28 protein-coding genes are annotated in these 24,269 nt (G+C 38.6%); 17 read left to right on the top strand and 11 right to left on the bottom strand.

Going from position 1 to position 24,269, the window contains the following annotated elements:
- Positions 1-204: 204 nt before the first annotated feature.
- From DP117_RS35110 to DP117_RS35080, 7 genes are all read right to left on the bottom strand, one after another.
- The gene (locus DP117_RS35110; RefSeq protein WP_169222750.1) at positions 205-651 is read right to left on the bottom strand and encodes a hypothetical protein; all 447 of its coding nucleotides are present in this window, start codon (positions 649-651) and stop codon (positions 205-207) included.
- 73 nt (positions 652-724) lie between these two features.
- Complete coding sequence (locus tag DP117_RS35105) at positions 725-910, bottom strand: hypothetical protein (RefSeq protein ID WP_169222749.1); 186 nt, start codon at positions 908-910, stop codon at positions 725-727.
- A 305-nt stretch (positions 911-1,215) separates the two neighbouring features.
- Positions 1,216-1,680: a hypothetical protein gene (locus DP117_RS35100; RefSeq protein WP_169222748.1), complete on the bottom strand. Its 465-nt coding sequence runs from the start codon at positions 1,678-1,680 to the stop codon at positions 1,216-1,218.
- A 48-nt stretch (positions 1,681-1,728) separates the two neighbouring features.
- Positions 1,729-2,310, bottom strand: a complete 582-nt coding sequence (locus DP117_RS35095; RefSeq protein WP_169222747.1) for a hypothetical protein — start codon at positions 2,308-2,310, stop codon at positions 1,729-1,731.
- A gap of 737 nt (positions 2,311-3,047) precedes the next feature.
- Positions 3,048-3,497: a hypothetical protein gene (locus tag DP117_RS35090; protein WP_169222746.1), complete on the bottom strand. Its 450-nt coding sequence runs from the start codon at positions 3,495-3,497 to the stop codon at positions 3,048-3,050.
- A 6-nt stretch (positions 3,498-3,503) separates the two neighbouring features.
- Positions 3,504-7,049: a hypothetical protein gene (locus tag DP117_RS35085; RefSeq protein ID WP_169222745.1), complete on the bottom strand. Its 3,546-nt coding sequence runs from the start codon at positions 7,047-7,049 to the stop codon at positions 3,504-3,506.
- Positions 7,050-7,155: 106 nt separating this feature from the next.
- On the bottom strand, positions 7,156-7,791 hold the full coding sequence (locus DP117_RS35080; RefSeq protein ID WP_169222744.1) for a hypothetical protein: 636 nt from the start codon (positions 7,789-7,791) through the stop codon (positions 7,156-7,158).
- A gap of 176 nt (positions 7,792-7,967) precedes the next feature.
- Here DP117_RS35080 and DP117_RS35075 point away from each other — a divergent pair, with 176 nt between their 5' ends.
- Positions 7,968-8,147 carry a hypothetical protein gene (locus DP117_RS35075; RefSeq protein ID WP_169222743.1) on the top strand — a complete coding sequence of 60 codons (180 nt, stop codon included), beginning with the start codon at positions 7,968-7,970 and terminating at the stop codon, positions 8,145-8,147.
- A 149-nt stretch (positions 8,148-8,296) separates the two neighbouring features.
- On the opposite strand, the gene DP117_RS35070 is transcribed toward DP117_RS35075, so the two are convergent.
- Both DP117_RS35070 and DP117_RS35065 read right to left on the bottom strand, forming a co-directional pair.
- Positions 8,297-8,488, bottom strand: coding sequence for a hypothetical protein (locus DP117_RS35070; RefSeq protein ID WP_169222742.1), 192 nt, complete (start codon positions 8,486-8,488; stop codon positions 8,297-8,299).
- Between the two features lie 180 nt (positions 8,489-8,668).
- Positions 8,669-8,809 carry a hypothetical protein gene (locus DP117_RS35065; RefSeq protein ID WP_169222741.1) on the bottom strand — a complete coding sequence of 47 codons (141 nt, stop codon included), beginning with the start codon at positions 8,807-8,809 and terminating at the stop codon, positions 8,669-8,671.
- A gap of 400 nt (positions 8,810-9,209) precedes the next feature.
- Between DP117_RS35065 and DP117_RS35060 the strand changes: the two genes are divergently transcribed.
- The 8 genes from DP117_RS35060 to DP117_RS35025 all read left to right on the top strand — a co-directional run bounded on the left by DP117_RS35060 (position 9,210) and on the right by DP117_RS35025 (position 15,246).
- Positions 9,210-9,362 carry a hypothetical protein gene (locus DP117_RS35060; protein WP_169222740.1) on the top strand — a complete coding sequence of 51 codons (153 nt, stop codon included), beginning with the start codon at positions 9,210-9,212 and terminating at the stop codon, positions 9,360-9,362.
- A gap of 2 nt (positions 9,363-9,364) precedes the next feature.
- A complete protein-coding gene (locus tag DP117_RS35055) occupies positions 9,365-9,823 on the top strand; it encodes a hypothetical protein (RefSeq protein ID WP_169222725.1) in 459 nt (152 codons plus the stop codon).
- Complete coding sequence (locus DP117_RS35050) at positions 9,823-10,074, top strand: hypothetical protein (RefSeq protein WP_169222739.1); 252 nt, start codon at positions 9,823-9,825, stop codon at positions 10,072-10,074. Before DP117_RS35055 ends, DP117_RS35050 begins: the two co-directional genes overlap by 1 nt.
- Positions 10,049-10,228, top strand: coding sequence for a hypothetical protein (locus tag DP117_RS35045; RefSeq protein ID WP_169222738.1), 180 nt, complete (start codon positions 10,049-10,051; stop codon positions 10,226-10,228). The genes DP117_RS35050 and DP117_RS35045 overlap by 26 nt, the downstream gene beginning before the upstream one ends.
- Positions 10,225-10,380, top strand: coding sequence for a hypothetical protein (locus DP117_RS35040; RefSeq protein ID WP_169222737.1), 156 nt, complete (start codon positions 10,225-10,227; stop codon positions 10,378-10,380). Before DP117_RS35045 ends, DP117_RS35040 begins: the two co-directional genes overlap by 4 nt.
- A 108-nt stretch (positions 10,381-10,488) precedes the next feature.
- Positions 10,489-11,334 carry a hypothetical protein gene (locus DP117_RS35035; RefSeq protein WP_169222736.1) on the top strand — a complete coding sequence of 282 codons (846 nt, stop codon included), beginning with the start codon at positions 10,489-10,491 and terminating at the stop codon, positions 11,332-11,334.
- A 102-nt stretch (positions 11,335-11,436) separates the two neighbouring features.
- Positions 11,437-13,719 carry a hypothetical protein gene (locus DP117_RS35030; protein WP_169222735.1) on the top strand — a complete coding sequence of 761 codons (2,283 nt, stop codon included), beginning with the start codon at positions 11,437-11,439 and terminating at the stop codon, positions 13,717-13,719.
- 363 nt (positions 13,720-14,082) lie between these two features.
- A complete protein-coding gene (locus DP117_RS35025; protein WP_169222734.1) occupies positions 14,083-15,246 on the top strand; it encodes a hypothetical protein in 1,164 nt (387 codons plus the stop codon).
- A 72-nt stretch (positions 15,247-15,318) separates the two neighbouring features.
- Here DP117_RS35025 and DP117_RS35020 read toward each other — a convergent pair whose 3' ends face one another.
- Complete coding sequence (locus tag DP117_RS35020; RefSeq protein WP_211176553.1) at positions 15,319-15,738, bottom strand: hypothetical protein; 420 nt, start codon at positions 15,736-15,738, stop codon at positions 15,319-15,321.
- A gap of 1,354 nt (positions 15,739-17,092) precedes the next feature.
- Here DP117_RS35020 and DP117_RS35010 point away from each other — a divergent pair.
- The 8 genes from DP117_RS35010 (at position 17,093) to DP117_RS34975 (ending at position 23,432) form a co-directional block, all read left to right on the top strand.
- Positions 17,093-17,272 carry a ribbon-helix-helix protein, CopG family gene (locus DP117_RS35010; RefSeq protein WP_211176551.1) on the top strand — a complete coding sequence of 60 codons (180 nt, stop codon included), beginning with the start codon at positions 17,093-17,095 and terminating at the stop codon, positions 17,270-17,272.
- A 77-nt stretch (positions 17,273-17,349) separates the two neighbouring features.
- On the top strand, positions 17,350-17,574 hold the full coding sequence (locus DP117_RS35005) for an AbrB/MazE/SpoVT family DNA-binding domain-containing protein (RefSeq protein ID WP_169222733.1): 225 nt from the start codon (positions 17,350-17,352) through the stop codon (positions 17,572-17,574).
- Positions 17,571-17,975: a type II toxin-antitoxin system death-on-curing family toxin gene (locus DP117_RS35000; protein WP_169222732.1), complete on the top strand. Its 405-nt coding sequence runs from the start codon at positions 17,571-17,573 to the stop codon at positions 17,973-17,975. Before DP117_RS35005 ends, DP117_RS35000 begins: the two co-directional genes overlap by 4 nt.
- Positions 17,976-18,623: a site-specific integrase gene (locus tag DP117_RS34995; protein ID WP_169222731.1), complete on the top strand. Its 648-nt coding sequence runs from the start codon at positions 17,976-17,978 to the stop codon at positions 18,621-18,623.
- 173 nt (positions 18,624-18,796) lie between these two features.
- Entirely contained in the window at positions 18,797-20,644 is a 1,848-nt protein-coding gene (locus tag DP117_RS34990) for a protelomerase family protein (protein WP_169222730.1), read from the top strand.
- Positions 20,645-20,652: 8 nt separating this feature from the next.
- Positions 20,653-21,228 carry a hypothetical protein gene (locus DP117_RS34985; protein WP_169222729.1) on the top strand — a complete coding sequence of 192 codons (576 nt, stop codon included), beginning with the start codon at positions 20,653-20,655 and terminating at the stop codon, positions 21,226-21,228.
- A gap of 91 nt (positions 21,229-21,319) precedes the next feature.
- Positions 21,320-22,666 carry a Terminase-like family protein gene (locus tag DP117_RS34980; protein ID WP_169222728.1) on the top strand — a complete coding sequence of 449 codons (1,347 nt, stop codon included), beginning with the start codon at positions 21,320-21,322 and terminating at the stop codon, positions 22,664-22,666.
- A gap of 1 nt (position 22,667) precedes the next feature.
- The gene (locus DP117_RS34975; RefSeq protein ID WP_169222727.1) at positions 22,668-23,432 is read left to right on the top strand and encodes a hypothetical protein; all 765 of its coding nucleotides are present in this window, start codon (positions 22,668-22,670) and stop codon (positions 23,430-23,432) included.
- 60 nt (positions 23,433-23,492) lie between these two features.
- On the opposite strand, the gene DP117_RS34970 is transcribed toward DP117_RS34975, so the two are convergent.
- Complete coding sequence (locus tag DP117_RS34970; protein WP_169222726.1) at positions 23,493-23,861, bottom strand: hypothetical protein; 369 nt, start codon at positions 23,859-23,861, stop codon at positions 23,493-23,495.
- Positions 23,862-24,269 lie beyond the last annotated feature (408 nt).

Below are 24,269 nucleotides of genomic sequence, written 5' to 3'. Positions count from 1 at the left end.
TACACGATTTTCAGCCGTCACTATTTCCACACCCCACACACCAAAATCCCCCACATCCTCATCGGATTGTAGGGGATGTTGCGCTAGCACGCTAGTAAACTAACTTTTCATCCATCTCCAATCCTGATTCTTTCGTCTGACCCGCGCCAAAAAAATAAAACCCCACGCTTTTACGAAGCACAGTCTTGTAAGTACGCGCCTTACTCAAGCTAGCCAGCCGCCTATACCGTTCCAAGCGTAGTCTAGTTCTCTCTGGTCATACGCTGGAACCATTGTACCTACAGCACGCATTAAATCAAGACCTCCAGCTTGATTTAATTCCTCTCCTAATTTGCGAGTTTTTTCTATGTTGCTTAAAAATGGTGACCTGTTAAAGCTGTTTACATCGTTTTTATCCATAAGACTCATTTTAAAAAGTTCTAATGCAATAACCTCTACGGGCGTTTTTTCTGTGATTCTTTCTAATGATTCACACAGGCTTTCAAACTTTTGTTTTTGTATCTTTTGTTCCAATCTACTAATCGTTGCAAATTCTTCTAAATCTTTGAGTAATTCGACTTGCTCAGATTTCTTATTTGTTGATTCATTGTTGTATGGACTTGTTATTAAGCCTGTTTCAAAAGCCTTTCGTCGCCGTTTTGCTTCCCCCATATGTCCTCCTAAATGAGTGTAAACCTATGTTTTAAAATGGGTTTACCTTCTTATTTTACTTATAATATTCCGGTCATTTCTGACTCCAGTTTTCTACAACTAGTTTTGTCCAGTTTGTTTCTCGTCCGTCTTTGACTTTCTTCATTGTCGCTTGGAAGCAATTACCTATGATGTTGTTGACAGTCGTCACAACGGCTTCCGCATACTCTGTATTAAATTCAATATTGATTTCATCATGGACGTAGTTGACTACCATCATTTATCGATTTAAAACGTCTCGTAGGCGATTCTAGACCCAAATCAGACCACATCCACAGTTATCCTTGTCCTGCATACCTTTGAGCGATTCCACACTGTGTTACTTGTAGTTTGATATTTCATTGTCCGAAATCACAAAATTCGCATCTGACCCAGACCTCAATTTGAGCCAAAAACAGCCCCTAAAAACAAATCCCCCACAAACACAGCGGATTGCAGGGGACTGTAGAGTGTCGAGAATTTTTGTTCTTCGCGAAACGGTTGGGCTAGATGGGTGGATTAATCATCATCGTCGTAATTTAGTAGTTAGGGTACTAGGGGTAAAAATGGTATTTTTGCACTTCCGAGTTGTTTAATAACATCAGCACTTGAAATAGCTAACTCTAAAGCAGGTTCACCTATTCTCATAAAATTTTCCCATACACTTTCGTTATCATCCCACATAAAAGGCTTTTCTATTTTCTCTAACGATTGACTTTGATATTTTACAATCTTATTTATTTCTTGAATATAACCAGTTTGTTGATTTTGAACATCTTGAATACTAGAGAGTTTCTGCAAAATTAATTGATTTGACTTATTTATATCTTCGCTTATCATTTTTATTTGAGACTGTATATTTTGTAGTAATTTTGTTATTTCTGAATCACGTAATAAAGCAAATCTTGTATTTGAACCTTTAAATAAGTCACACTTAAGGACTGTATTATATTTTTGCAAAAACGCAACTTTATCACCTTTTTCATTGGCTTCAAGAGCATCTTCATACAAACGTTTACCAATCCTATCAGCTAGAAAATCATGATATATATCATCTATTTATTTTGACTCTATTGTTTTTTGGTATTCAGAAAGTAAAGACTGACATTCTAAAAACACTGCATTATCCAACGCTTTGTCTCTTAACTTTTCCGGAGCCGCTTCAAAATTAGAAATAAAGGCAATATATTCAGGAACAGTATTTGCTTTTTCTGCTATTTCATAAGCTATTTCATAAACTCTATAATTTGCTTCTTTTACTTCATTACTATTAGGATAATGTTGGATAAAATATTGATATCCGACAATTAAATCTGCCTTTTTTGTCTGTTCATAAATATGATGAATAGCTTTGTTTTTTAAATCATCTAAATTAGCACTACCTTGTAAAAATATTTCATATGCTTTAATACTATTGTGTAATTCAGCTAATTCAAAAAGTTTTTTTGCTTGACTTTCTACATCGAATTCTAACCTATTTTTTGTATTTGCTAGTTGTTGTTCTAAAGTATAATTTTGGTGTTGCACATTTTCTAATCTATTTGATAACTCAGCATCATCGCACCCCACGGTAACTATAGATAAAAGAATTACTAAAAAAATTGATATTATTTTATTTAAAGCAAAAATCAGTTTTTTCATAATTTCTAAAGATATAGGTAGCAAAACGTCAAAAACTTTTGAAAATTAAAGCTTATCACCAATCTAAACTCTTGAATAGAATTTGTATCACTTTTGTAACTATAAGCTGTCAATGCCTACAGGCAATATGAATCATCCTGAAGAATTGCCCGGTCTTATCGCTCGCCACACCCCCGACACCGTAGCCACAGCTACGAGTCCCCCGACGCTGGACGCACTGCCACACTCCCTACGCCTACGGATTGAGCATACAGGCTGCTGTCGCAGCCCTCAGGCTCTCGCTCCGCTCGCGCCCCACATACACATACTACAAACACTGCAAATAATACAAAAAGGCTTATTTGTACTAGTAAATAGTACAAATAATCTACGTATTTTGGCTGCTGCACCCCCCTCTAAAAATCCACTCAGTCTAAATACTATTTTTTTTAAACCTTTACTGGGGAAGGGTTTCACGTCCGCTGCACCCCCTCCCTCTAAGAAAGAAAATCCCCATTTAGAGCGTGAAGGTGCTGCAGTAACATTTGCTCTATGTACAGCTAGAATTAGACCCTCACAATCCCATCGGATTATGAGGGATATCAAATTCTGAACATGGACATAATCGGATAACTGACTGCAAGATTTCTTTCCGAATATGTGCATTAACGGATAGCGATGATGCGACCACAAAAAAAAAAAAACCCACGCTTTGACGCAGCGCAGGGAGTGGTCTAAGTGGGATTCGTGAATAGGAATTAAGAAGGTATTAATGGGAGAGTAATTGTACTACTGTTCACATCATTCATACTACTGGCATCGTATTGTGCGAGACTAACTCTTTCACTAAACGAGATAGGAAGTCTAAACCATTTACCCTCGTTTTGTCGATTCGCGAGAAATATGTAAGAACCATCTTCTCTATTTGATAAATCTTCTATAGCACCTTCAATCAATTCTTGGGATTTAGAATACCTCGTAGAAGTTCTAGCTGGTACAAGACCATTACCATCGAGTGCGTAAATTACATCGTTTAATTTAACGAATCGCACAAATCCCAAATATTTTTTCAAAGCTCTTTGAATGTTTTCTGCCGTAGGAAGAACGAATTTAATTCCATCGATAATTAATCCATCTTCTTCTCCCTCTTCATTCTGAAAGTAGTTCCCATAGTCAGGGTCTTGTTCACGTCTTTTAGGTTTACCCATGTCGTTTTACACTTCTAAAATATCTTCCACCAATTCTGATTCATTTAACGTTTCTTTTAGCACTTCAAACGTTACTAAACTTGGATGCGATAAAGAGACTTTCTTCCGTTTCTTACTGGCTCCTTTAGTATCTGATGAATTCTCAGAACGTTTTTCTGACCGTTGTCTGTGGCGGTGAGGGTCTAACTCGTCAAACGGCTTAGTAACATCATTAGCTATCATCTCATCTACCTTTTCAACCATCGCTACAAAATTTAATGTTCCATCTTCATTAAGAAAATACCCTTCAAGTGATTGTTTATCATGGTCTTTTAATTTACTGACCATAGTAAACCACATCATGTATTGTTCGTACGTCTTGAAAGTGAATTGAGCTAATGAAAACTCTTGCATTAATACAGTACGTAAAATACTATCACCTGGTTCGATTCCTATCCGGTCGTACTTTTCAGCTAGATTTTTATAATCTTTAATTTTGAGAATTCCTGATTTGATTGCAGGTACTTGACGCTTGATAGCTTCTGGATTATTCAGCAGTTGATTCATAAAATCTTTTGCTGGATTGTTTTCTTTACCGTATCTTTCACAATCAAAGAGTTCTATTAAATCTTCCTCGGATATTTTACCTTCTACACTTTCATGAGGTTTTTTTGTTTCATATCCTCTAGCTTTAATGTAGATTCCACTATCATTAGCTAGAAGATAATTAGCACTACCGTGAAAAGCACCTGCAAAATAAACGTTTTTAGTCTCAAAACTGAATTGTCCTTTGCGTTTGACAAACATCACCTTCAATTCTCCATCCACTTTAATAGCGTCTGTTTCTGAATGTAAAACATTCACTAGTTTGATTTGTGTTTGTAGATGTTCCATAGCTTTAAGATTGATATAAGAGTTATCACTTCCACTACCAATTGATTTCAATTCTCCATTTTCATTGATGAAAATTTCTCCATCTTTCATTAAGTATTCAACATTAGCTAGTGGTGAGCGTTTAATTTTGCGACGTTTCAATTTACTATCATCACGATGTTGATTGACAATTTCACCATTGATATTGTCTTGTAATGGAAACATTACTTCATTCAACTCAAAAGCACACCCATCTGTGACCGTTTGCCAGCCATGTAAACCCTTCTCCATATACCAAGCAAGTGCCCTTGCTCGTGCGGTGATATTATTCCCCACAACCGGATTAGAAGTGACAAAGTACTTCGATACCATGTCACCATAAAGTGTGTTGATACACAACTTAAACAACACATCTAACGATGATTTCTTACCATATTGTATTTGTGCTTTCTTCCGTTCAATTAATAGATTGTTGACAATTAAATCACCCAAATTGATATCAAACCAAGCGTGACATTGACGCATTTTACGGTCAATACCAAGGTTTCCTAATTCATCTCTAACTACTTCTGTCGTGTTCTTCCCCTGCCAGTTAACATGTCTTTCGTTAAGAATTTCTAACGCTTTCGCTACATCAGGTTCATCAATTCTTTGTGACCGTGGGTAAATAGCACCTGCCAAAACTTGAACTTTATCAAGTAGTTCATTACGTTGTCTGGGTGATGCTACTGCAAGAATCCATTGCAATCCATCGTGAGTTAAAACCGCGTTCCAAATCTCATTATTGAAGATTTTTAGAGTACCAGTTTCCTCATCAAAATCAACCCAATCAACATCTTGTAATTCAGTATCCACTTTCATCTTGCGAATTGTTTTAGCCAAGATATCAAGATTATCTTTAGTGGTTGTAAACCAGCTAGCAAAATAATCTTGAGCGTACTTTAAGGTTTCTCTAGTACTAATTCGGGCATACCAAGCACCCGATATAAGTTCACCCCAATTATCTTGATTAGTCCATGCTTCGCGGTCATTATTGTTAACGGATTCAATTAACTTGTCAATATTAACTCCTAAATCAGTTAACCATTTACGCAATGAGACATACTCGTTATTGGTCGCTGTAGCTTCATAATCAAAGATGTATGGAACACCAAGAAAATAACTCTGATTACGTTGACCCTCACCGTAACAACCACTGATATCGATATCACAAATTAACATTGCATCGTACTCACCCTTAATCTTACGACGTTTAAAAACATCAGTCGGGCGATTATTTCGACATCTTCCACCCTCAACTTTAGCGAGTAATGCTCTTGTCATTGTTGAGAACTGTCTGAGGTGTGAAGCACTAGCAGGTTTGACATATTTATCAATAATTTCAGTTAGACTTTTACGCCAAATACTATTATCATCTTCATCAGTTGCTTGAAGTCCCAATTTTTCAGCCAGTGACGCTTCAAATAAATCCTTAACTGTACCACCAATGGTTAATTTTGGACACTGATAATAATCAGATAGTCCTAACTTTTCATATACAACTTGCCATTGTTCAAAGTAACAATTGAGCGCCTCATACACATCCAAATCTCCTAGTGAATATTCCTCAAATTCAATCGGTCGCTCGATAGCCATATCAAGCATTCTACCTTTTTCATCTTTGGTGAAATTATCTTTAGCACTTAATTTCCATCCAACTGAATCACAGAAGTCTTTGTACGAAGCTACCCCGTGAATAGCGCCAGTGTCTACCAGTTTCAAGCACAATTCATACTCGATACCATTGATTATGATGATGTGTTTCAGACTCACCCAGTCTAGTTTCATACCGTCTATGGTAGTTTGACAGAAGGCACGACGACCAGAAGTAATTTGTTCATCTCCATTAGAGCGCTGCAATTGTTTGATTCTTTCTTTGACACTTCCCCCACAAATCATATTCAATTCAGCCGTCAGGAAGTGTCCATAGACAACTACAAAGCATTTAGGTATGATTCTAAGTTCATCGTCATATCCCTGCCTTAAATCCACTTCTAGACCGCAATCACCAAGATAATCAATCGGATGAAAATCACTATTGACCATTGGAAAGGGTTTCAACCCCATCATTTCACGTCCAGTGTTCACCAGTGGGGTGTGAGCATAGATTTTCTTTGGGGTATCCACACCCACACCTTTGATTTGAGTAGTCAGCCCAAAACGCTTCTGTTGTTTGTATTTTTTACGTCGTTGGTCGGTGAATTCGGTATCGATTACTAGAGGTATTGTTATTGAATTTTTAATATCTTTAACGTACTCACTAAGATTATCCCGTTTTATGTACCATTGATTATTAGGTATTGATGGGGAAAATATTTTATGCTCACATTGAATTGGTGAGTGGTCTAACTCTACAATTTCGCGTTTTTTCGGCGATGATTGTGTTTCTACTTCAGAGATTTTTATCTCTGTTTCAGATAGAGGAGGAGTTTTATTTTCTATCAACTCTCCATCATCAAAAATCTCACCACCTATTTTTACCTTGTTTACTGACGTGTGAGTCGATTTCCGGTTTCTAAAAATCTTTTCAACGCTATTAGTACCACCGCTAAATTCATCATCGTCATCCACTGGCGGATTTGAAGATTTACGGTTACGAAAAATTTTGGCAACGCTATTAGTAGCACCACCAAATTCATCATCGTCATCAAAGTTATTCATGTGTTAAAATATTTAAATGTGAAAATAAACGACAATAATTTTTATTCGGTAATACGAAACCTAACACCTCCCCATTTTGATAAACAGGGAGGTGAATTTTTACGTATTACTCATCATCAAACATAGCGATTTCAGGGTTTTCAAAGTCTTCATCACTGACATCGGAGGCAAGCATATCTCGTTCTTGTTCCCCATTTTTTAGTTTTGGTGTAAGACTTTTGTAATCGATGTCCCACAGTCCTGGCGCGGGTACTCTCTCACCCGTTGCTTTATCTTTGCGAGTCGCTACCAAAAGATTGCCTTTAAACACCAATCCACATTTAGACCGAAAGAAATCAAAAATTTCACGTGGGTTAACAATCGTGGTTTTCACCCCATATTCATCGTCGTCATCAACGGTTTCAACCGATTTCTTGATTTCATAACCCATGATTGCGAGAACTTGTCCAAGTTTATTGTTCTCAGATAGGCGGTAGTCGCAGGTGATAGCTATATTTTGAGGTGATTCGTGAGTCTCATCTAAACAGCTAAAAACCAATCGCATCACAGGTTTTTCATTACCATTAACTGTAATTGTGGTATGTTCGATTCCGCAAAAAGTAAGACGTGCTTTTCCATCTTTGGTGGATCGTTGAGGGGAAAAGCCAACTGTCAACTGAGATTCAGAGACTTGGTTTTTTCCAGTCCTGTATTGTGCTTTAGTATTACGAACTTTTGCAGATGTCTGACGTTTAGTTGTCATGATAGATTTTCTTTAGGGCTTTGCCCTACTAATTGGTTTTTGGATGGTGGCATACTTCACAGTTGTCACCTTTTGTCTTTTTCAGTTATACCATTATGAAATAATTATTGTCTACTGTTTCCTTAAAGTTTTTCTCCTGTTATAATGAAGAAATAAATGCGAGACAAAATAGGACAATGGCACGACCAACTAGACATGGTGATACTAAACAACAAAAGACAATTTCAGTAACTTTGGAGAGTTGGGAACGACTTGAAGAGATAGCACGACAACATCTTGTAAGTCGAAGCGAGCTAATCCAGCTAATTGGTTTAGGTGTTTTTAAAATTTCGCGAGATGAAAACAAGTCAGCATAAGTCAACTACCCACTACCCCGACCGCTAGGCACGGGGTTAATTTTTGCCTCTATCGCCGCAATCACGATCACCTCTGTCTTAGTGGGAGCACGACACCCGATAGCCTTTAAAAATTTTCGCTCCCACGCTTCCAAGTCAGTACAAGTGTTTTACTGAGTCGCTTCTTGACCAATTCGCTTACGTAGTTCAGCTTCAAACTCTTCTTCAGTGCGAGTGATGACTTTTGGTCGTTGGTCTAGTCTGTCCATCAACAAGTGGAACGCTTCGGTGTCTTGTGGGTGATACCTGACCCAATCTCTTAATTCAGCATCTGACATTGCTTGGTAATCAGGGTTAGTCATGGAAATCTCACCTCGCCGTTTGGATATATCTCTATTTGTATTGTGTCCTCTATCAAGATGTATATACGCTTCGTTCTTTCGTCCATTCGTACTACATTTATAGATTGAAACATATTACTTGCTCTGACACATGTAGCGTAGAACGCTTTTAACTGTTCGGGCGTTGGGTTCATCTGTTATTTATTTGTTACTCCCTAAATTCTCTTGTTCTTCTATCCACCGTGCCATGAGGCTTGCTATCACTTCACTTTGTTCTAACTCCAGTTTGGCTAAGAGCGATTTAAATTTTACAGATATTTCTTTAGGTACGTAAGCAGTCATTTGATTAAAGTCTGGATTTTTACTCTTTGCGACCATTTTATTTTAGGTTGTTAACGTGCCAGCATGTTAACATTTTACGCCACTACTGAATTTTGACTAATATCTATCTAGGTTGTTGACAACTCAACAACTTATATTTATATTGAGGATATAGGAAAACGTAACGCGAACAAACAAAGTCGCAAAAGCTTTTTACTAGTCCAGCAAAGTTGAGGTGTAGTGTATCGTTGCATTGCTCGCTCACAGCATTTCCCTTGTGGAGATGACGGTATCGCACTAGTCCAAAGTGGTCGTTTTTAGACCAATCAGGTAGTGACTCCGTACGCTGGAAACCTCTTATGAGGTTGTCATGAGCCAAGGTTTTACTGCGGTTCTTATCAGCCTAATTAGTGAGGAATAAATGAGTCAAACACGTATTGTTTTAGCACCGAAACATAAAGTGAAAGCTGAAGAGATTCTTTCTCAAACTGGGATTGAATCACTATCTCAGTTGTTTTCAATTTTCTTGGTAAATTACGGTGACAAATTAATTGCGAATATCAAAGGAAATTAACCATGAACACAACACAAGGTTTGACCTCAAATCAAATCAAGCGCCTGGAACTCATTCGCAATTCCATCATCAACATCCAGGATTCACCTGAATTTGCAAAGATGGACTACTACCCAGACCTGACTTTGGGCGACAGTGTACAAGCAATAGAGGAACTGATAATTGAGTGCGAGCGTGACAAGCCAGTCAAGACAATCAAATGGACTGTTTCTCGCCGATTCACCCTTATAAATTTCCTAACCAAGGGAATGCTTACAAGTTTCTTTGTATGTGGGTTTTTTGCCTGTGGCGCACTCTTCAGCAATGGACTCAATGAGATTAATCGTACTCGGTTTTCTGTGGCGGACATGGTTGATTGGGAGTCCCTAGGCGAAGTCGCCACAGGAGTATCAATGGCAGCTTTAGCCGTTTCGGCTGGCTGTGCTCTTACTGCTGTAGCTATCAACCAAAAGGAGAAGTGATGAGACTTTTTCTAAGAGAAAGTGAATTTATCCGGGAAGCTGCTTACCAAAGCTTTCTTGAATACTGCAATCTCTGGTACACAGTCGCACACCTCTACATGGATTCTGATGAAGAAATGGACTGTCCAGAAGCGCAACGCGCCTACGACCGCGCCATGAGCCAACAAAAGCTTGCTGATTTTCTAGACCCACAAGGACGATACAACTTTTATACCAGATACCGAGATGAACGAAACAACCGTGTTGATTGACCTAACCATTGACGCCTACATCACTACTATTTCTGTTCCTGAATTAAACGTTTCAATAGTGAGTCATGCTGCAAAGTATTTCGCTACCGACCTGGATAAAACAGTGCATATGCTTCGATTACTAGCCCAAATTCTTGAAGGTAAGAAAAAATGAAACTAAACGAACAAGACAACACATCAACAGCCCGTATCAAGCCTCCTAAGCAGGTTTCCGACTCTGTTTACATTCGACTTGAAGACCTGGAATCTATTCGCGAAATTGAACTAGCTAAAAGGCGCGAACGCATTGATGAATTCAAAAGTTGAAACTGGTGACGAAAACCAAAAACCTACCTCACAGCCTAGTAGCGCGGGTAGGTTCCTAGTCCCGTTGCGGGTATAGCAATTTTTTCAATATATCAAGGAGATTATACCATGCCTAGAGCAAAAACAGGAACTGTTACAGGTGCAAGTCTTGAAAAGTCCTACCGTGGTAAAAAAGGCGGTTTAACAGGGTCTAAGCGCGTAACGGGTGAAACTAGCACACCTATAGCCGAAACAGCCACTGAAGCCGTTTTGGAACCAAATCCAGAGACAACAGCACAGCCTACCCCTAGCAGTGTTGTAGAGAAATTGCAAGAAATAGCCAACGGTACGTCTAACGCTATCGAAAAAGGTGCTCAAGCCGTTTCCACCATTCAACGCTATACCTCAAAAATCGCACAAACTGTACAAGGAACTGACCAGGACAGAAACCCTTCAGCTTTAACAGATGGAAAGGTAAATACTTCTGAGATTTTGGCGAGAGCAAGCGCCGATATTGATGAGTCTATACCTCAGATGGACTCAGGAACCGCCACACAGCGCAATATCGTTATTGCCAGACAGCGTAACTTTGTAGGTGTCGCAATCAATAACACCAGACTCAAGCAGGACTTAGCAACCTTAGACAATGAGCAGAAAAAGCTTATCGGGATGCTGATTGATGGTAAGACCCTGGATGTCAACAATGAGAAAAAAGCAGTTGGATATCACCGCGCGGTTGTTGGTCGTGACATTGAAATTTCCAAGCTTGAGCAAGACAGAGAACTGCTAACTCAGCAACAAATTCGTACAGAAGGTACTCAGAATCAAACTGAACTTATCAGAGAACAAGAAGTACTAAAAGTAGCCAAAATGCGTGAGGACATTGAAAAGCAAGGCTACGAAATTCAAGCTGTTCAGTACGAAAAAGAAAAAATCAAACAAGAGACGGAAGCCAAGTTTACTGCTGGGTTTTAGTTTAAATCGTTTCTTAGAAAGTAGTTTATAGAAAAAGTAAAGTGTTTAGTTGTTAAACACTCTACTTTATTTTTCAGTGTATAAAGTTAGAGGAATATTACCATGTTCAAGCACGTATATTTTGGTCTAGTACTCGGTTCAACGTTACTAGGCGCTGTTGGTCTTGTCCAGTCATTCCACACTCAAGGACTTACCCAAAAGATTGCTGGCGTAATAGGCATAGGAGGCGCTGCAACAGCCCTCACTACTCTCGCACTTGGAATTGCTTATAACAATCAAAACACCGACCTAGAACGCGAATTTAAGGACAAGTTGGAGGATAACAATAAACTTAAGGACAGAGAACTTACAGGACTCAAGTTACAGATTGATGAACTTAAAAGCCGTATCAAAGTACTTGAAATTGATAAGGAAACCAACCTTAAACAGATATCTGATTTACAAGAAAAATTGAACGCTAAGGCTGAAGAGTACCTAAAGATTATATCCACCAAGGATATTAAAATCAAAGCCTTGCAGGACGTTGTAGACACCAGAGACACGAGAATTGAAGACTTTCTTGAAAAGTCCCGTGAGTACACTAGCACATTTTTCTCTAAACGCTATGACGATTTAGACAACCTTCATCGAATGTTGCAACGGGCGTTAGATGAAAACACTATAAGTCCAGAGATGAAAGAATCTTTTATTGTTCGGATTGGAGATATCCGAAACCTTAAGGAGGAATTAATAGACGCTCTTAAAGAAATCAAAGATTTAAAAATCACCAGTTTCAACGATGTCCTAGCTTACATTTTTAAGTTTGACAACAAGTTTTTGAACGTCAAAACACGTTGGAAAGATGTTAAAGTTCGTGAGTTTAAAAGTGAGAATGAAACACTTCGGACTTCCCTAGAGGCATCCATACCCAAATCAGATGCTAGAGCAAGAATTAGAGGAGCAATGGATGAAGTAGATGAACGAATTACTGAAAAGTACGAAGCGCTACTACTGAATAACAATAGCATTCATTCTCAGTTGTTAGACCTACTTGAGCAACGGAACTTAGTTATTGACGACTTGACTAAACAGAATGAGGAGCTACAGAAACCACTGCTAGCTACAGGTAAATCTGACTACGCTCAAGTGGCTAACCGGATTGCAATGTACTACTACGAGAATTACGGTTATCGTTTGGACGTTATCCAATGGGAGGAAAGTGAGACAGGTTACTCAGTTTTGTACGCCACACGACGCAATCCTGGTTTAACTGAAACTGAGTTACTACCTCATAACACACGGGAACAGTTAGCAGCATTCACCAATAGCTTACAGGGAACCTTACCCAAATTCACTTTTAACTACCAGCACTCAACGGTAACTTTGGAAGTAATTCTGAGGAAACCAGCTAAGAAAGAGCAAGCTAAGGGAGACATAGATAAAATCTGGGTTCCGGTCGAGAAGTTTGAGAACTACGTCAAGAACTGGGAGCGAGTCAGAATCACTGCTGGTTCCACGGGAGGCAAATCACCCACAGCCAAAAACCTAGCCTTAGCCATCATGAAGCAGCGCAAGGGTCAGGGTGAGATTAAATTATACGACCCACAGGACGGAAGTAAGAAAGATTATTGGGATATGCCTAAGTATGGTACTACCCATGCTGACAATGTGACCGGAATGGAGGAACTTTGCGATTTATTGGATCAACGCTCCAAGTCAAAAGGTGACCACCCGTTTGTGCTCTACATTTTTGATGAGGTAGATTCCACTATCGCACAGGAGCGAGAAAACAACGGATACTACTACTTTAGGGACAAGGTGACTTACTCCCTTAAGCAAGCCAGTCACCAGAACATAGGTGCTATCTACATTGGTCAAGCCTGTGATGCTTCCACAATTCCGGGAATGAGTTGGTCAGATTGGAATAACGCGGTTCAACTGCATATTGGGGCTAACGCTGGTATTTGGTTAGATAAAGCTAAAACAGTGACACCGGAAGATAAAACCAAGCTATTAGAACAGTATCGCAAAATTCAAGAGTACTGTGACAGGAAGAACGAGGAATTGGGACTGGACATTTTTACTGACCCAGGCGCTTACCGTTTCGCTTTAGCAGTTCCATTGACCGGGCTACCAAAGTTCATTCAGCTTCCGGACTTTGATACCTACGACTACTACGATGTGATGACTGTTGCAGTTGCGACACACAATGAACTAATCTCCAGTGTCATCGAGCCAATTCAAGAAAAAGTGTTGAGCAGTGACGCGCTCCTGTCGGTCAAATGTCCACACTGCGATTCTACAAAAAATAAGAAGAACGGTAAAGACAAAGCGACTAAATCCATCCAACTCTACAAATGTTCTGACTGTGGAAAGGGATTTAGTGATAACGAGGTTATTTCCTAACAGTAATTAGAGCAAAATTGAATTCTGGCTAGTCTGGCTACACGTCTGGCTAGCCCCATTCACAGCCCGACGCAATGTCTGAAACCCTTGATTTTACGTGTCTGGCTAGCCCGTCATTTTTCCCTATAGGGGGGTCAGCCCGATTAGCCCGATTAGCCCGACACAGCCCGAATTAATGTTAGTTGAATTGTAACTGGGGTTTAACAGCTTATTTACCAATCGAATAGTTTCTGTTAGTAACTATTCAAATTTTTCTTAACATTTTAGTCGCAATAGAAGAAACTCATTCGCAAAATACATTGTAAGCGCCCCACTACGTCGTCAGTAGGTCGTCAAAGTATCAATTATCACGAGTACAAAATTATGAATTCTGAAATTTCGCCCAATCAAGTTATACCCTCCACTACTGAGGTTGCATCAATGCAAGAAGTATCTGTTAATACTGTAGTTGCTGTGAAAAAGAGAAATCACAAGCCGAACAACAAAGCTATCGACTTCCAGCTAGACATAGACGCGGGAGCCAAGAGAATCAAGTGTAGACTCAACGGTGTGTACAAGTCGTTCAATGCTGAAGCCAAAGAAATCAAGTCTGAAGTGCCTTTACGCAATGATGGATGCTTTGGGTATCGGAAGAAAAATTATGTTGTGGGTGCTGCAATCGACCGAGTGAACGGAGCGATGATTATGTCCAGTCAGGACAACAAATTGACTCACTTGGACGTTTGGATTTTAGGAGCAATAACACATTATCGCAAGTTTTTAAAAACAGCAGTCGAGTCCAGACGACGCAAGACACAACCCGTGCAAATCAATCTCTGGCTTCGCGTAGTAACTCTGTCCAGTCCGCAACGCAAAGAGTTAGACCGGATGCTTAAGCAGATAGCTGACTTCACTTGGGAGGATGTTGAATTTAAGGTAACTGTCAAGGCTTGCCAATTCATAGATGAGGGTGAGGGTGCTGCCTTGGAAGTGGTAAACCTCTACGAACATGACCACTTCCACTTACTCGACCTTGGTGGCGGAACAATCACCTTCACAACTTACAACTGGGATGGTGATGAGTTAGCAACAGTTGGTAAGACTCCCGTTAGTGGTGGCGGTATGACTTCTATCATTAACCGGATATTCAAAAGTCTTACCCGTACAGACAGGGGAGCGATTCAAGCTGAAAACTCTGATATCCAGGAAGCGCTTGAACTTTCAGCACTTACAGAAGTGGGTCAGTGGCGCGTACCCTTACGGAGTAGTGGCAAAGTGAAAGATATTGCTGCTGAAGTAGAGGGTGCTATGTCTGAATGGGTTAGCGGCAACTATGCGATTCAAAAATTGTTTGACACCATATCTCAACGGTTAGCCAAGGGCGAACATTTGTACTGCACTGGCGGTGGTTTTGCTATCGGTGTAGTAGCTGATTGGATTCTGAAATATCTCAAGAATGAGGTGGATAACGCGAACATTGTTATTTTGAACAATCCGCAAGATGTTAATTTAGCTGGGTTGAAGTGGTTAGAAAATAAAGTAGATTAAACACAACAAAACCCTCTCAGCTTATAGCTGGGAGGGCTTTTTATTAATGTTTTAACGTTGCTACTTCAGCCATTACTGTCTAAATTGGGCTGCTGTGATTGTCTGTGGCTTTCCATCTTGAATCTGTCTAAACAAGAAATTCTGGTAATTTCCATCTTTTTCAGCATATGAATATACTTCATATCGCAAGCCGTTCAGTTTTCCATCTGCTGCCAGTTTGTTCCAGTCATTACCATTGATTCTTATAACAGCAGTTGGGGTACAGACATCATATTTAACATCTGTCGTGATAACTCCTTTATACCAAGCAATTGTTGGGGCTTGTTGTGTAAACCATCCGGCTTCAATAGTAGCAGTTCCCTGATTAAGAACGTTTTCACAACTGTCTGCTGCTAGTGCTTGTCCCTGTCCAACAAAGAACATCATGCTACTTGCAACCAGTGCCAAAAACACCAACATCAGTCGTCGTGCGATTCTAGTGATACCTTTCATGGGTTTTCCTTGTGTATAGACAAACACATAGAAAGTTAGCACCAATGAAAAAGGGATGCAAGGACAGTTAAGACAGTTAAGACAGTTAAGGAATACTTAATAAAAATTTTAGATTTCACCTTGTATCACGACAGATATCCCTAAACGGGCAATTGCTGGCGGATTAGTGGCGCTTTTAAGTGTGGGCTTACTGCTTGGCTACTTGATACGAGAGAGTGCCACACCAAATAAATCAATAAATTAATAAAATAGCTTGACACGAGCTATAGCAGATATGTAACCAGTAAAAAACTACACTTGTGTGGATTGATAAATCAATTACTTACAACTTAAAGTGGTTGTGGGTTTTTTGTACTAGTCCGGAATTACACATCGTACCTCAGACATGAGAAGCAGGTAATCACTAGTGGATTGACGATGTTTCTGGATATAGGCTTGATGATTGTATGAAAACACACAACTTGATAATGTGGAAATCTTTCTTTAAAGCTGTAGTTAATGGTAAAAAATGTTTTGAACAATGTGAAAACGACCGAGATTTTAAAATAGGCGACCATCTCAACTTAATCGAAGTAGACCCGGAAAATGATATGAAACCTACAGGTCGCACTTGTCAAAGAGAAATAATTCACATCCTTAAAGGTGAACGATGGGGGCTTAAGCCCGGATATGTACTATTATCATTCAAGCCAGTTCGAGACTAGTAGTGCTTCTGGGTGTGGGTTTACTGATAGGGTACGGATTACGGGAAAGTACCGCCCCACAGGTAGAGTATGAGATTGAGCACAAGTAATGATTAGCTTTTGGGTGTTGGATTTCGTCCCATAACAATACTGTGTTAATCAATACAACTTTTTGTAACTTGAATTGTAGCTATAGAAAGAGTTCTATAAATACACACATCAATAACATAGGTGTAGAGCTTAACTGGCATTACAATATCGAAACTTGAATTTATGGTTATACCTTCAAGACCCGCTACAGCACTGACTGGGCGGGAATTTTCTATTTAATACTTCTTTCAAAGAATAGGCGTGTTTACTAACAGGTTTAGATGTACCGCACTTCAGGGTGTAGGATTGCTGATTGTATATTCGGTACGGCAGAGTCGTACACCTCAGATGTAACAAAGGATTTCGCGAAAATAACTAAAAAACACAGGATAGAAAATTATCTATCCAGTGGTTTTAAATCCCTTAGTTAATTTCCAAGTGTTAACAACAAGCGAATGTAGACCACTTCCAAATTCTAGACAAACAAAAATAAATCGGCGGCGCTCCAATGAAAGATTAACCATTCTAACTCTTACGAAGCTAGCGTGCTAGCATATGAGCAAACTAACTTTCACTTCATCATGGAACGAATAAACAAGCGAACTCACAGCGATTACACCCAGAGTGCTGCCTACCTCCCTAAGGATTTGGTGAAAAATTTCAAACAGTTAGCAGTGGAATTGGAGATAGGTCATAGTGAGGCAATGGAGCAAGCCATAAGGATGTGGTGTGATGCAGCGATTAAAAAGGTGCGTCAATGAGTCGTCAACATCCCCTTGCCTAAGGATTGAGAACGATGTTATTACAATAGTATTACCCTAATTAACAGAAGAGAACTATGTATACGTTGAAGGTTCGTAAAGTTGGAAATTCTTTAGGAACTACTTTACCTAAAGAAATCTTGCAAAAGCTGAGGGTTGATGAAGGTGACACCATATTTGTAACTGAAACTGCTGATGGTGTTTACCTCACTGCTTCTAATCCTGATTTTGAAAAAGCAATGGAAGCATACAAGAAAGTAAGTTCTAAGTATAGGAATGCATTGCACGAATTAGCAAAATGAGTAGTGCAATCGAACCGTTTTGGTTAGACGAGGGAATGATTAGAGCTATGCACGCAGACCAACTACATCAACATGGTGGTTTGTCTGGTAGCAATGAAAATTTAATTCAAACGACCTTAGCCAGACCAAGAAATCTGTTTGTTTATGGCGAACCAACACCTACGATATTTGAGTTAGCTGCTGCATACTGTTACGGATTTGCAAAAAACCATGCTTTTATGGATGGCAATAAAAGAGTAGCCTTTGTAGCAATGGCTACTTTTTTGGAATTAAACGGTTATTCTTTTGACGCTTCAGAGGTAGAAGTAGTTGTAATGATAGAGCGATTAGCCTCTAGCAAAGAAACACAGGAGTCGATAACCGTGTGGATACAAGAAAACTCAATTGAACATGGCGAATGAATGAAAATCAACAGGCACGGACGCGCCAAAATTCTCACACAAGAAGAGATACAGCTTGTTTTTAGCGACGGACTACACAATGACCGCGATAAAACGCTGTTTGGCGTGTGCCTGTTTACTGCTGCAAGAATCCGTGAGGGTTGCACCCTGTTGACTGAAGACATCTACACCCCAAAGGGACAGGTTAGACCACGGTTGATTATCAGAAAAGCTAACACTAAAGGTAAACTGGCTACCAGGTCAGTCCCAGTCATTGAGGACTTACGACAACTGCTGAGTAACTACTACCCAATTCGCGGTGAGACTTATCTGTTTCCCGGTCGCAGTGACGGACACTTGGCAGAGGATTCAGCAGCTAGGATACTGCGAACTGCCTGCAAAGAAGTAGGAATTATAGGGGTATCTACTCATAGCTTTAGACGTACCGCGCTCACCCAGATGAGTAATGCTGGCATTCCGTTGAGGGTGATTCAGGAGATATCCGGGCATCGGAACCTAGAACAATTACAAAAGTACTTGGAAGTGAGTGATAGTCAGGTGTTAGGCGCGGCTACAACGTTGGCTATGTTGAGTCCTGCTAGTGAAAATGTCGGGAAATATGACTATGACGACATCTATATTCACCCGAAACAATCGCCCAAAGCATAGAGAAAAATCAATACTTAACTTATCACTGATATAGCGTGTTGATTATCAGGTTTATTTATAAGTGATAATAAAAATATCAGTTATAAATTATCATCCATGTCTTGACAATCTATAGGACTGATAATATAACTGATAATATAATTGATATAAAAATGCACGAAGGACTTATGAACATGATTACATACACCACTGACGAATTACTCTCATTCACCAAGAAGCACCTTGCGGAAGTTGCTAGAGAGTTGAAAATTCAAGGACGTACAAAAATGTCTCATCATGATTTAATTGACAAAATTGTAGAAGCTACCACACCTGAAACAATCGAAGCTACCACACTTGAAACAGTCGAAGCTACCACACCTGAAACAATCGAAGCTACCACACCTGAAACAGTCGAAGTAGTTGCAAAAATTGAAATAGGCACACTGACAGAAACCCCTACACCAGAACAATTTTTTAATCAGGTGATTGCATTAAATGAAGTACTGGCAGTCCATCAAGCTTGTAATGCTCTACTAGATAGATTAGATGAAAAATATTCAGTTGCTACTATCTCTAAAAAACTCACTGCATATAAGAAACTTTTCTACAAATACCTACACGTAAATAGTGAGCTAAATGAAACTGTGGAGACTAAAAATGGAACGAATACTCAACACATAGCAGCGCGATTATTAACGCTCTCTGATGAACAAAAAGAAGTGTTAGGAGTTGACCGTAATCAACGCGATAATGCTAGGGCAGGATTTGACGAATCGGGTGATTTAAGAGATGTTGAAAAGCCTCCGATTGATATCACATCAGTAGTTAAAAAGTCTCTAGAATGCTTACAGTCTATTGACCCTCACACCATTGGAGTAGGCATCATAAACCTCACAGGATTGCGTGCTAATGAGCAAAATATGCCTGCTAGAGAGTACCCTGATTGGGGACTGATAGAACGTGACATGATTGTAGTTGATGAGTTCGTTATCGGTTTTAAGGGCATTTCTAAAAAATCATCTTCTGACGATGCAAACGCTTATCATGCCCGTGCCACACTCGCACCAGCACAAATGATTGTTGATGCACAGAAGCGTTTTAAATCAAGTAAAGCTGTACAGTCAATTCCGACTAACTATGAAAGCTATCGCTCAGGCTTTTTAGGTACTTTCGCTAAAAGATTTGAAGAACTATTTGGTAAAGAGTTATCAACAATTGAAGCTTACGATGATGATGGTCACCTCACAGATGCTAATGGTACACCCCACAAAGCTAGAGCATTTTATGCTTGTGCGTTAAGAGCAATTCTAAAAGCTAAAAATTTTAAAGATAGTGCTGCAAGTAAATACATTCAATTGTGTTTAGCTCATGAAAGTCAGGGTATCACTATCAAATACCTTGGACGTTATGACGAAAGTGAATTTATCAACCCTATAGAAATCAATATCCCCACAAACATTAAAGAGTTAGGCAAGATGAAAACAGTAACCAAAGAATCCACAACAACCCCTACAGCATCTACAGTATCTACAGCATCTACAAAAGCCAAGAAAGCTTCTAAAGACAGTTTTGATATAGATGCCTTCATTGATGGTTTAGACGGCGATTTACAGGTGAAATTCCAAGAAGGATTGAATTCAGGCTTAAGCCTCACCAATGCCGTGTTAGCAGTAATCAATGCTGCAAAACAAAAAGCTAGCCTTGAGGTACGTACAACTAAGAGAACACCTGTAACTGATGAAGTGGCTGAAATTGTAGAAGCAATCATGACCTATAACATCAGGCAAGAACTAAATACTAACTGCGTTGTGCCAACATATACTTTAATCAACAAAATCAGTGAACGTTTACTTAACAAGACCATAGCTAAAGTAACTGTTGACAACTGGATAAATGCCAATGCTGACCGTTTAGACAAACAACTGGTGAATTTTGAGATACCGGGAGGACTGTATAATTCTGGATGGAATGGTAAACACCATCGCAAAACTATGGATGTCGTTATAGAATCAGTGATAACCATCTTCAATGAGAGGTAATTACCATTGTGACTACTATAGGATGTGGTTGCAAAATCTGTAAAGCCAGTTTGGGCGAGTACACCAACCAACTAATAATTGATGGTGTTTCGCCTAAAGAAGTCTTAGAAATGTTGAAAAACAGAGGGGTTAAAACTACCGCTAAACTTCTTAAAAAACACCTATCAGCATATGAAATACAATACCCAGAAACAGATAACAGTGAAATAATTAACTGTACTCCTGTAAAAGTTGACCTCAATAAAATTGATTTTTCTGAATACAACTTTGATGTAAACGATATTGAATCAATAATAGGTTACTTACAGAAGATAAACCTCAAAATCTATCTCAATCAATCAAAAATAACCCTACAAGCACAACAGGATGTGATTGATGGTAAGTCACCAAACGTTCCAAAAGAGATACTACAAAATCTAGCTATTGCTTTTCAAATACTCGATAAATCTACAGGATTGAGTACTCATGTTAATCAACAAGAAGCTATCAAAGTTGTTGAAGCTATGGGTTTATTAGTTCAACGTCCATCTAGTTTTTTATTACCATCACATGTTACGAATCCCAGCCAATCAGAAACAAATTAACAAGTACTTTGCGGGTAGAAACTGTTTAAAATCAGTTCCTACAGATTGGGAACAGTTTGTTAATTTATGTACTATTAGAAGTGGCGGCAGTATGGTTCAATTTAAACCGTACTACTACCAAAAACTTATATCAAGTTTGATGGATGAATTTAATAACATAGTCTGTGTAAAGTCTCGCCAATTGGGACTTACACAAATTATTCTAAGTAAGTTCTTACATCGTGCTAGTCTCAATCCTGCTTATAGTGGTATGGCATTTATGCGTAATGGTGATGATGCTAGTGCTATAAGCCGTCGTGCCCGTCAAATGTTAACAGGGTTGAATGATTATATAATTCCTGATAGCGATAACGTTGGGTACTTGAAGTTAAAAGCTTTAGGTGAAATTTATTTTAAAAATAGTAGTCGTGAGGGTTCCCGGTCGTATGACTCGGTTTTAGACTTTCTATTTGATGAAGCTGCATTTAGTGAGAATATTCAACAGATTTACGCAGCATCTAGCCCTAGTGGAGCGCTAGCAGGGGATAAAATCACCAAGATGGTAATTAGTACCCCGTCAGCTAAAAGTGGTTGGTATTGGGATAAATTAAACGAGAATAACGACGGTGTAGACATCGAACAATTATGTATTGATGTTGCTGATGGTAAAGTCTATAAAGATATTCCAGGCTTGTATTGGTTTGTCGATAAAGCGAGCACTGTTAAATTAATCGTCCATTGGAAAGCACACCCTATTTACTCTCAAATTGAAAATTATCTTGAATACCGAATGCAGCAAGACGGAACAGATTGGGAAACAGTTTTGAGAGAGTACGATTTAAGATTTATTGATTCGACTGTAGCTGTATTTGATTCTAATTTAGTGAGGTGTGGTGCTATTGGTCAGCTAGAACATTGTCGAGATAGAGAAGCTGTGTATTATGCTGGAATTGACTGTAGTACTACAGGAGATGATTATACTGTCTGTATGATTTTAAAAGAATCACATGATACGTTTTCAGTTGTAGCTCTTTATCGTAAAAGAAAAGAGACTTCACAATATCATCTTTACCAGATAACCGAATTACTTAACAAATATGAACCGGAAATAACAGCTATTGAAACAACGGGAGGTGTAGGACAAGTTTATCTAGAGCAGTTGTCTAATCAATGTAAACACTTGAAATTTGAAAGTATAAAAACCACAGGAGATTCTAAACCTGCATTAGTATCTACATTACAGTTAGCCTTAGAAAAGAAAACTTTAACTTATCCTCAGAACTCTCCTATTGTTGAAGAATTATTATCTTTCAGAAGACAGGGTAAAAAACTTGAAGCCGCAACTGGAAAACATGATGATACAGTATTAGCTCTATGTTTTGCTCTGTCAGTCATAAATCGAAATAAACCGTTTATTGATGTTAGTAAAATCAAAATAAAAAGTAGATGGGACGATTGAAATGAATAATTTAATTTTTGGCGCTAAATTTTACTATTTTTTAGGTCTTTATATAATTCCACAAGGTTATTGTATTGCAGCTACCTCTTTAAGTCCAGAGGGTGAAACAAGATACTTAACACATTTAAACCTAGGAATAATGAAATTTAGCGAAATAAAAAAAGACCTAAGTAAAATAATAAAGGATTTATTATTTCCCGAAGATAAGTTTATTGATCTGATTGAAAAAAGAATTACTATTGAAAAATCTCCAGAGATAATTAATAGAATTAATCCATTTAGAAATAATTTAAAATACGCAATATCAAATCTTGGTATTGTAAGAACTGAACATATATTCTATATAATATCAAACATACCAATTAATGAAATTCCTGGTGAGATTAATGTTAGTAAACCTCCTGGGCAAACTTTTTATGTAAAATTTGAATTACCATTAGCTATTCCTATACAATCACTCTGTTACACAGCTAGTTTTATAAATGATGAAAAATTAAATATAGAACCAAATATTACAGAAGATACAGTAAAAAGAATCAAAAATGAATTATCAAGTATTCATTCTAATGAAGATGTTGAAAAATTATCACGTGAATTAATGGCGATTAATTATGCAATAGGCGAAATAGAATACCGTAAGCAAACTAATAATTTAGAATTTCCATTTACTACTATTGACTCTATAAGAAGAGCAGAAGGATGGAGGAGTTTAAGTAATGTGTTTAGAGCAATGTACTATCAACAGCACGGTCTACCGTTTTTTTAATAGGTTACAGAAGTATCATTTTATCGTATCTCTATATCCCCTGAGATATTTGATAATCTTCTAACTAAATTCTTTCTTTATATTATTTATAGCTTCATTTAATCCATTTGTGTGAATCCAACCCACATAACCTCCAAATAGCATTTTGTTATTTTGGTCTGCTAAAAATATATGTTTTACGTGTGCTGGATTTGTGAAAATTTTCACCACAGTTTTATCTTTTAGTGTAAAAAAGGGTGTCGCTCTTTGGAAATCTCTACTATGAGCCATTGTCATACCTGGTACATTAACCAATATTTCAACAACTTGTTGGGCTGTTTGAGAAATATTAAAAGCAATTTCAGCTTCAGTATTCCATTCTTTTAAATAATCAAGTGCTTTGTGAGATAAGAGAAAACCTTGTTCAAACGCACCAAATGGATTTAACATTTAATTTTCCTATTCTAATGTCTAACAATGACTACACTCATATATAGGTTCAAGTGACTGTAACTTATGCAGCTTTTCAGTCAATCTGCAATAAAACACAGCATAGCTCATTAACCCCGCGCAAAAGCCGGCAGAAACCACGCTGGAGAAACGATAACCCACACCCATCTCCCACAGTCCACAGCAGCCATCAACCAATCAAAAAGAGCAGAGACCGATAAACACCCTGCGCTGTGTGAAAGCGTGAAGTTTTATTTTGACAGTGTTCTGGCATGATGAAACGCGGGAATCAAGATTTGAGATGAGTGAAAAGTTAGCGTGCGAGCGCGGTATCCTTCATAATCCGATATGGTTGTGGGGGATTTTGGTGTGTGGGGTGTGGAAATAGTGACGGCTGAAAATCGTGTA

The sequence above is a fragment of the Brasilonema sp. UFV-L1 genome (genome assembly GCF_012912105.1).
Taxonomy (GTDB): domain Bacteria; phylum Cyanobacteriota; class Cyanobacteriia; order Cyanobacteriales; family Nostocaceae; genus Brasilonema.
Note: the sequence above shows the minus strand (reverse complement) of the source record. Positions and strands in the feature narration are given on the sequence as shown.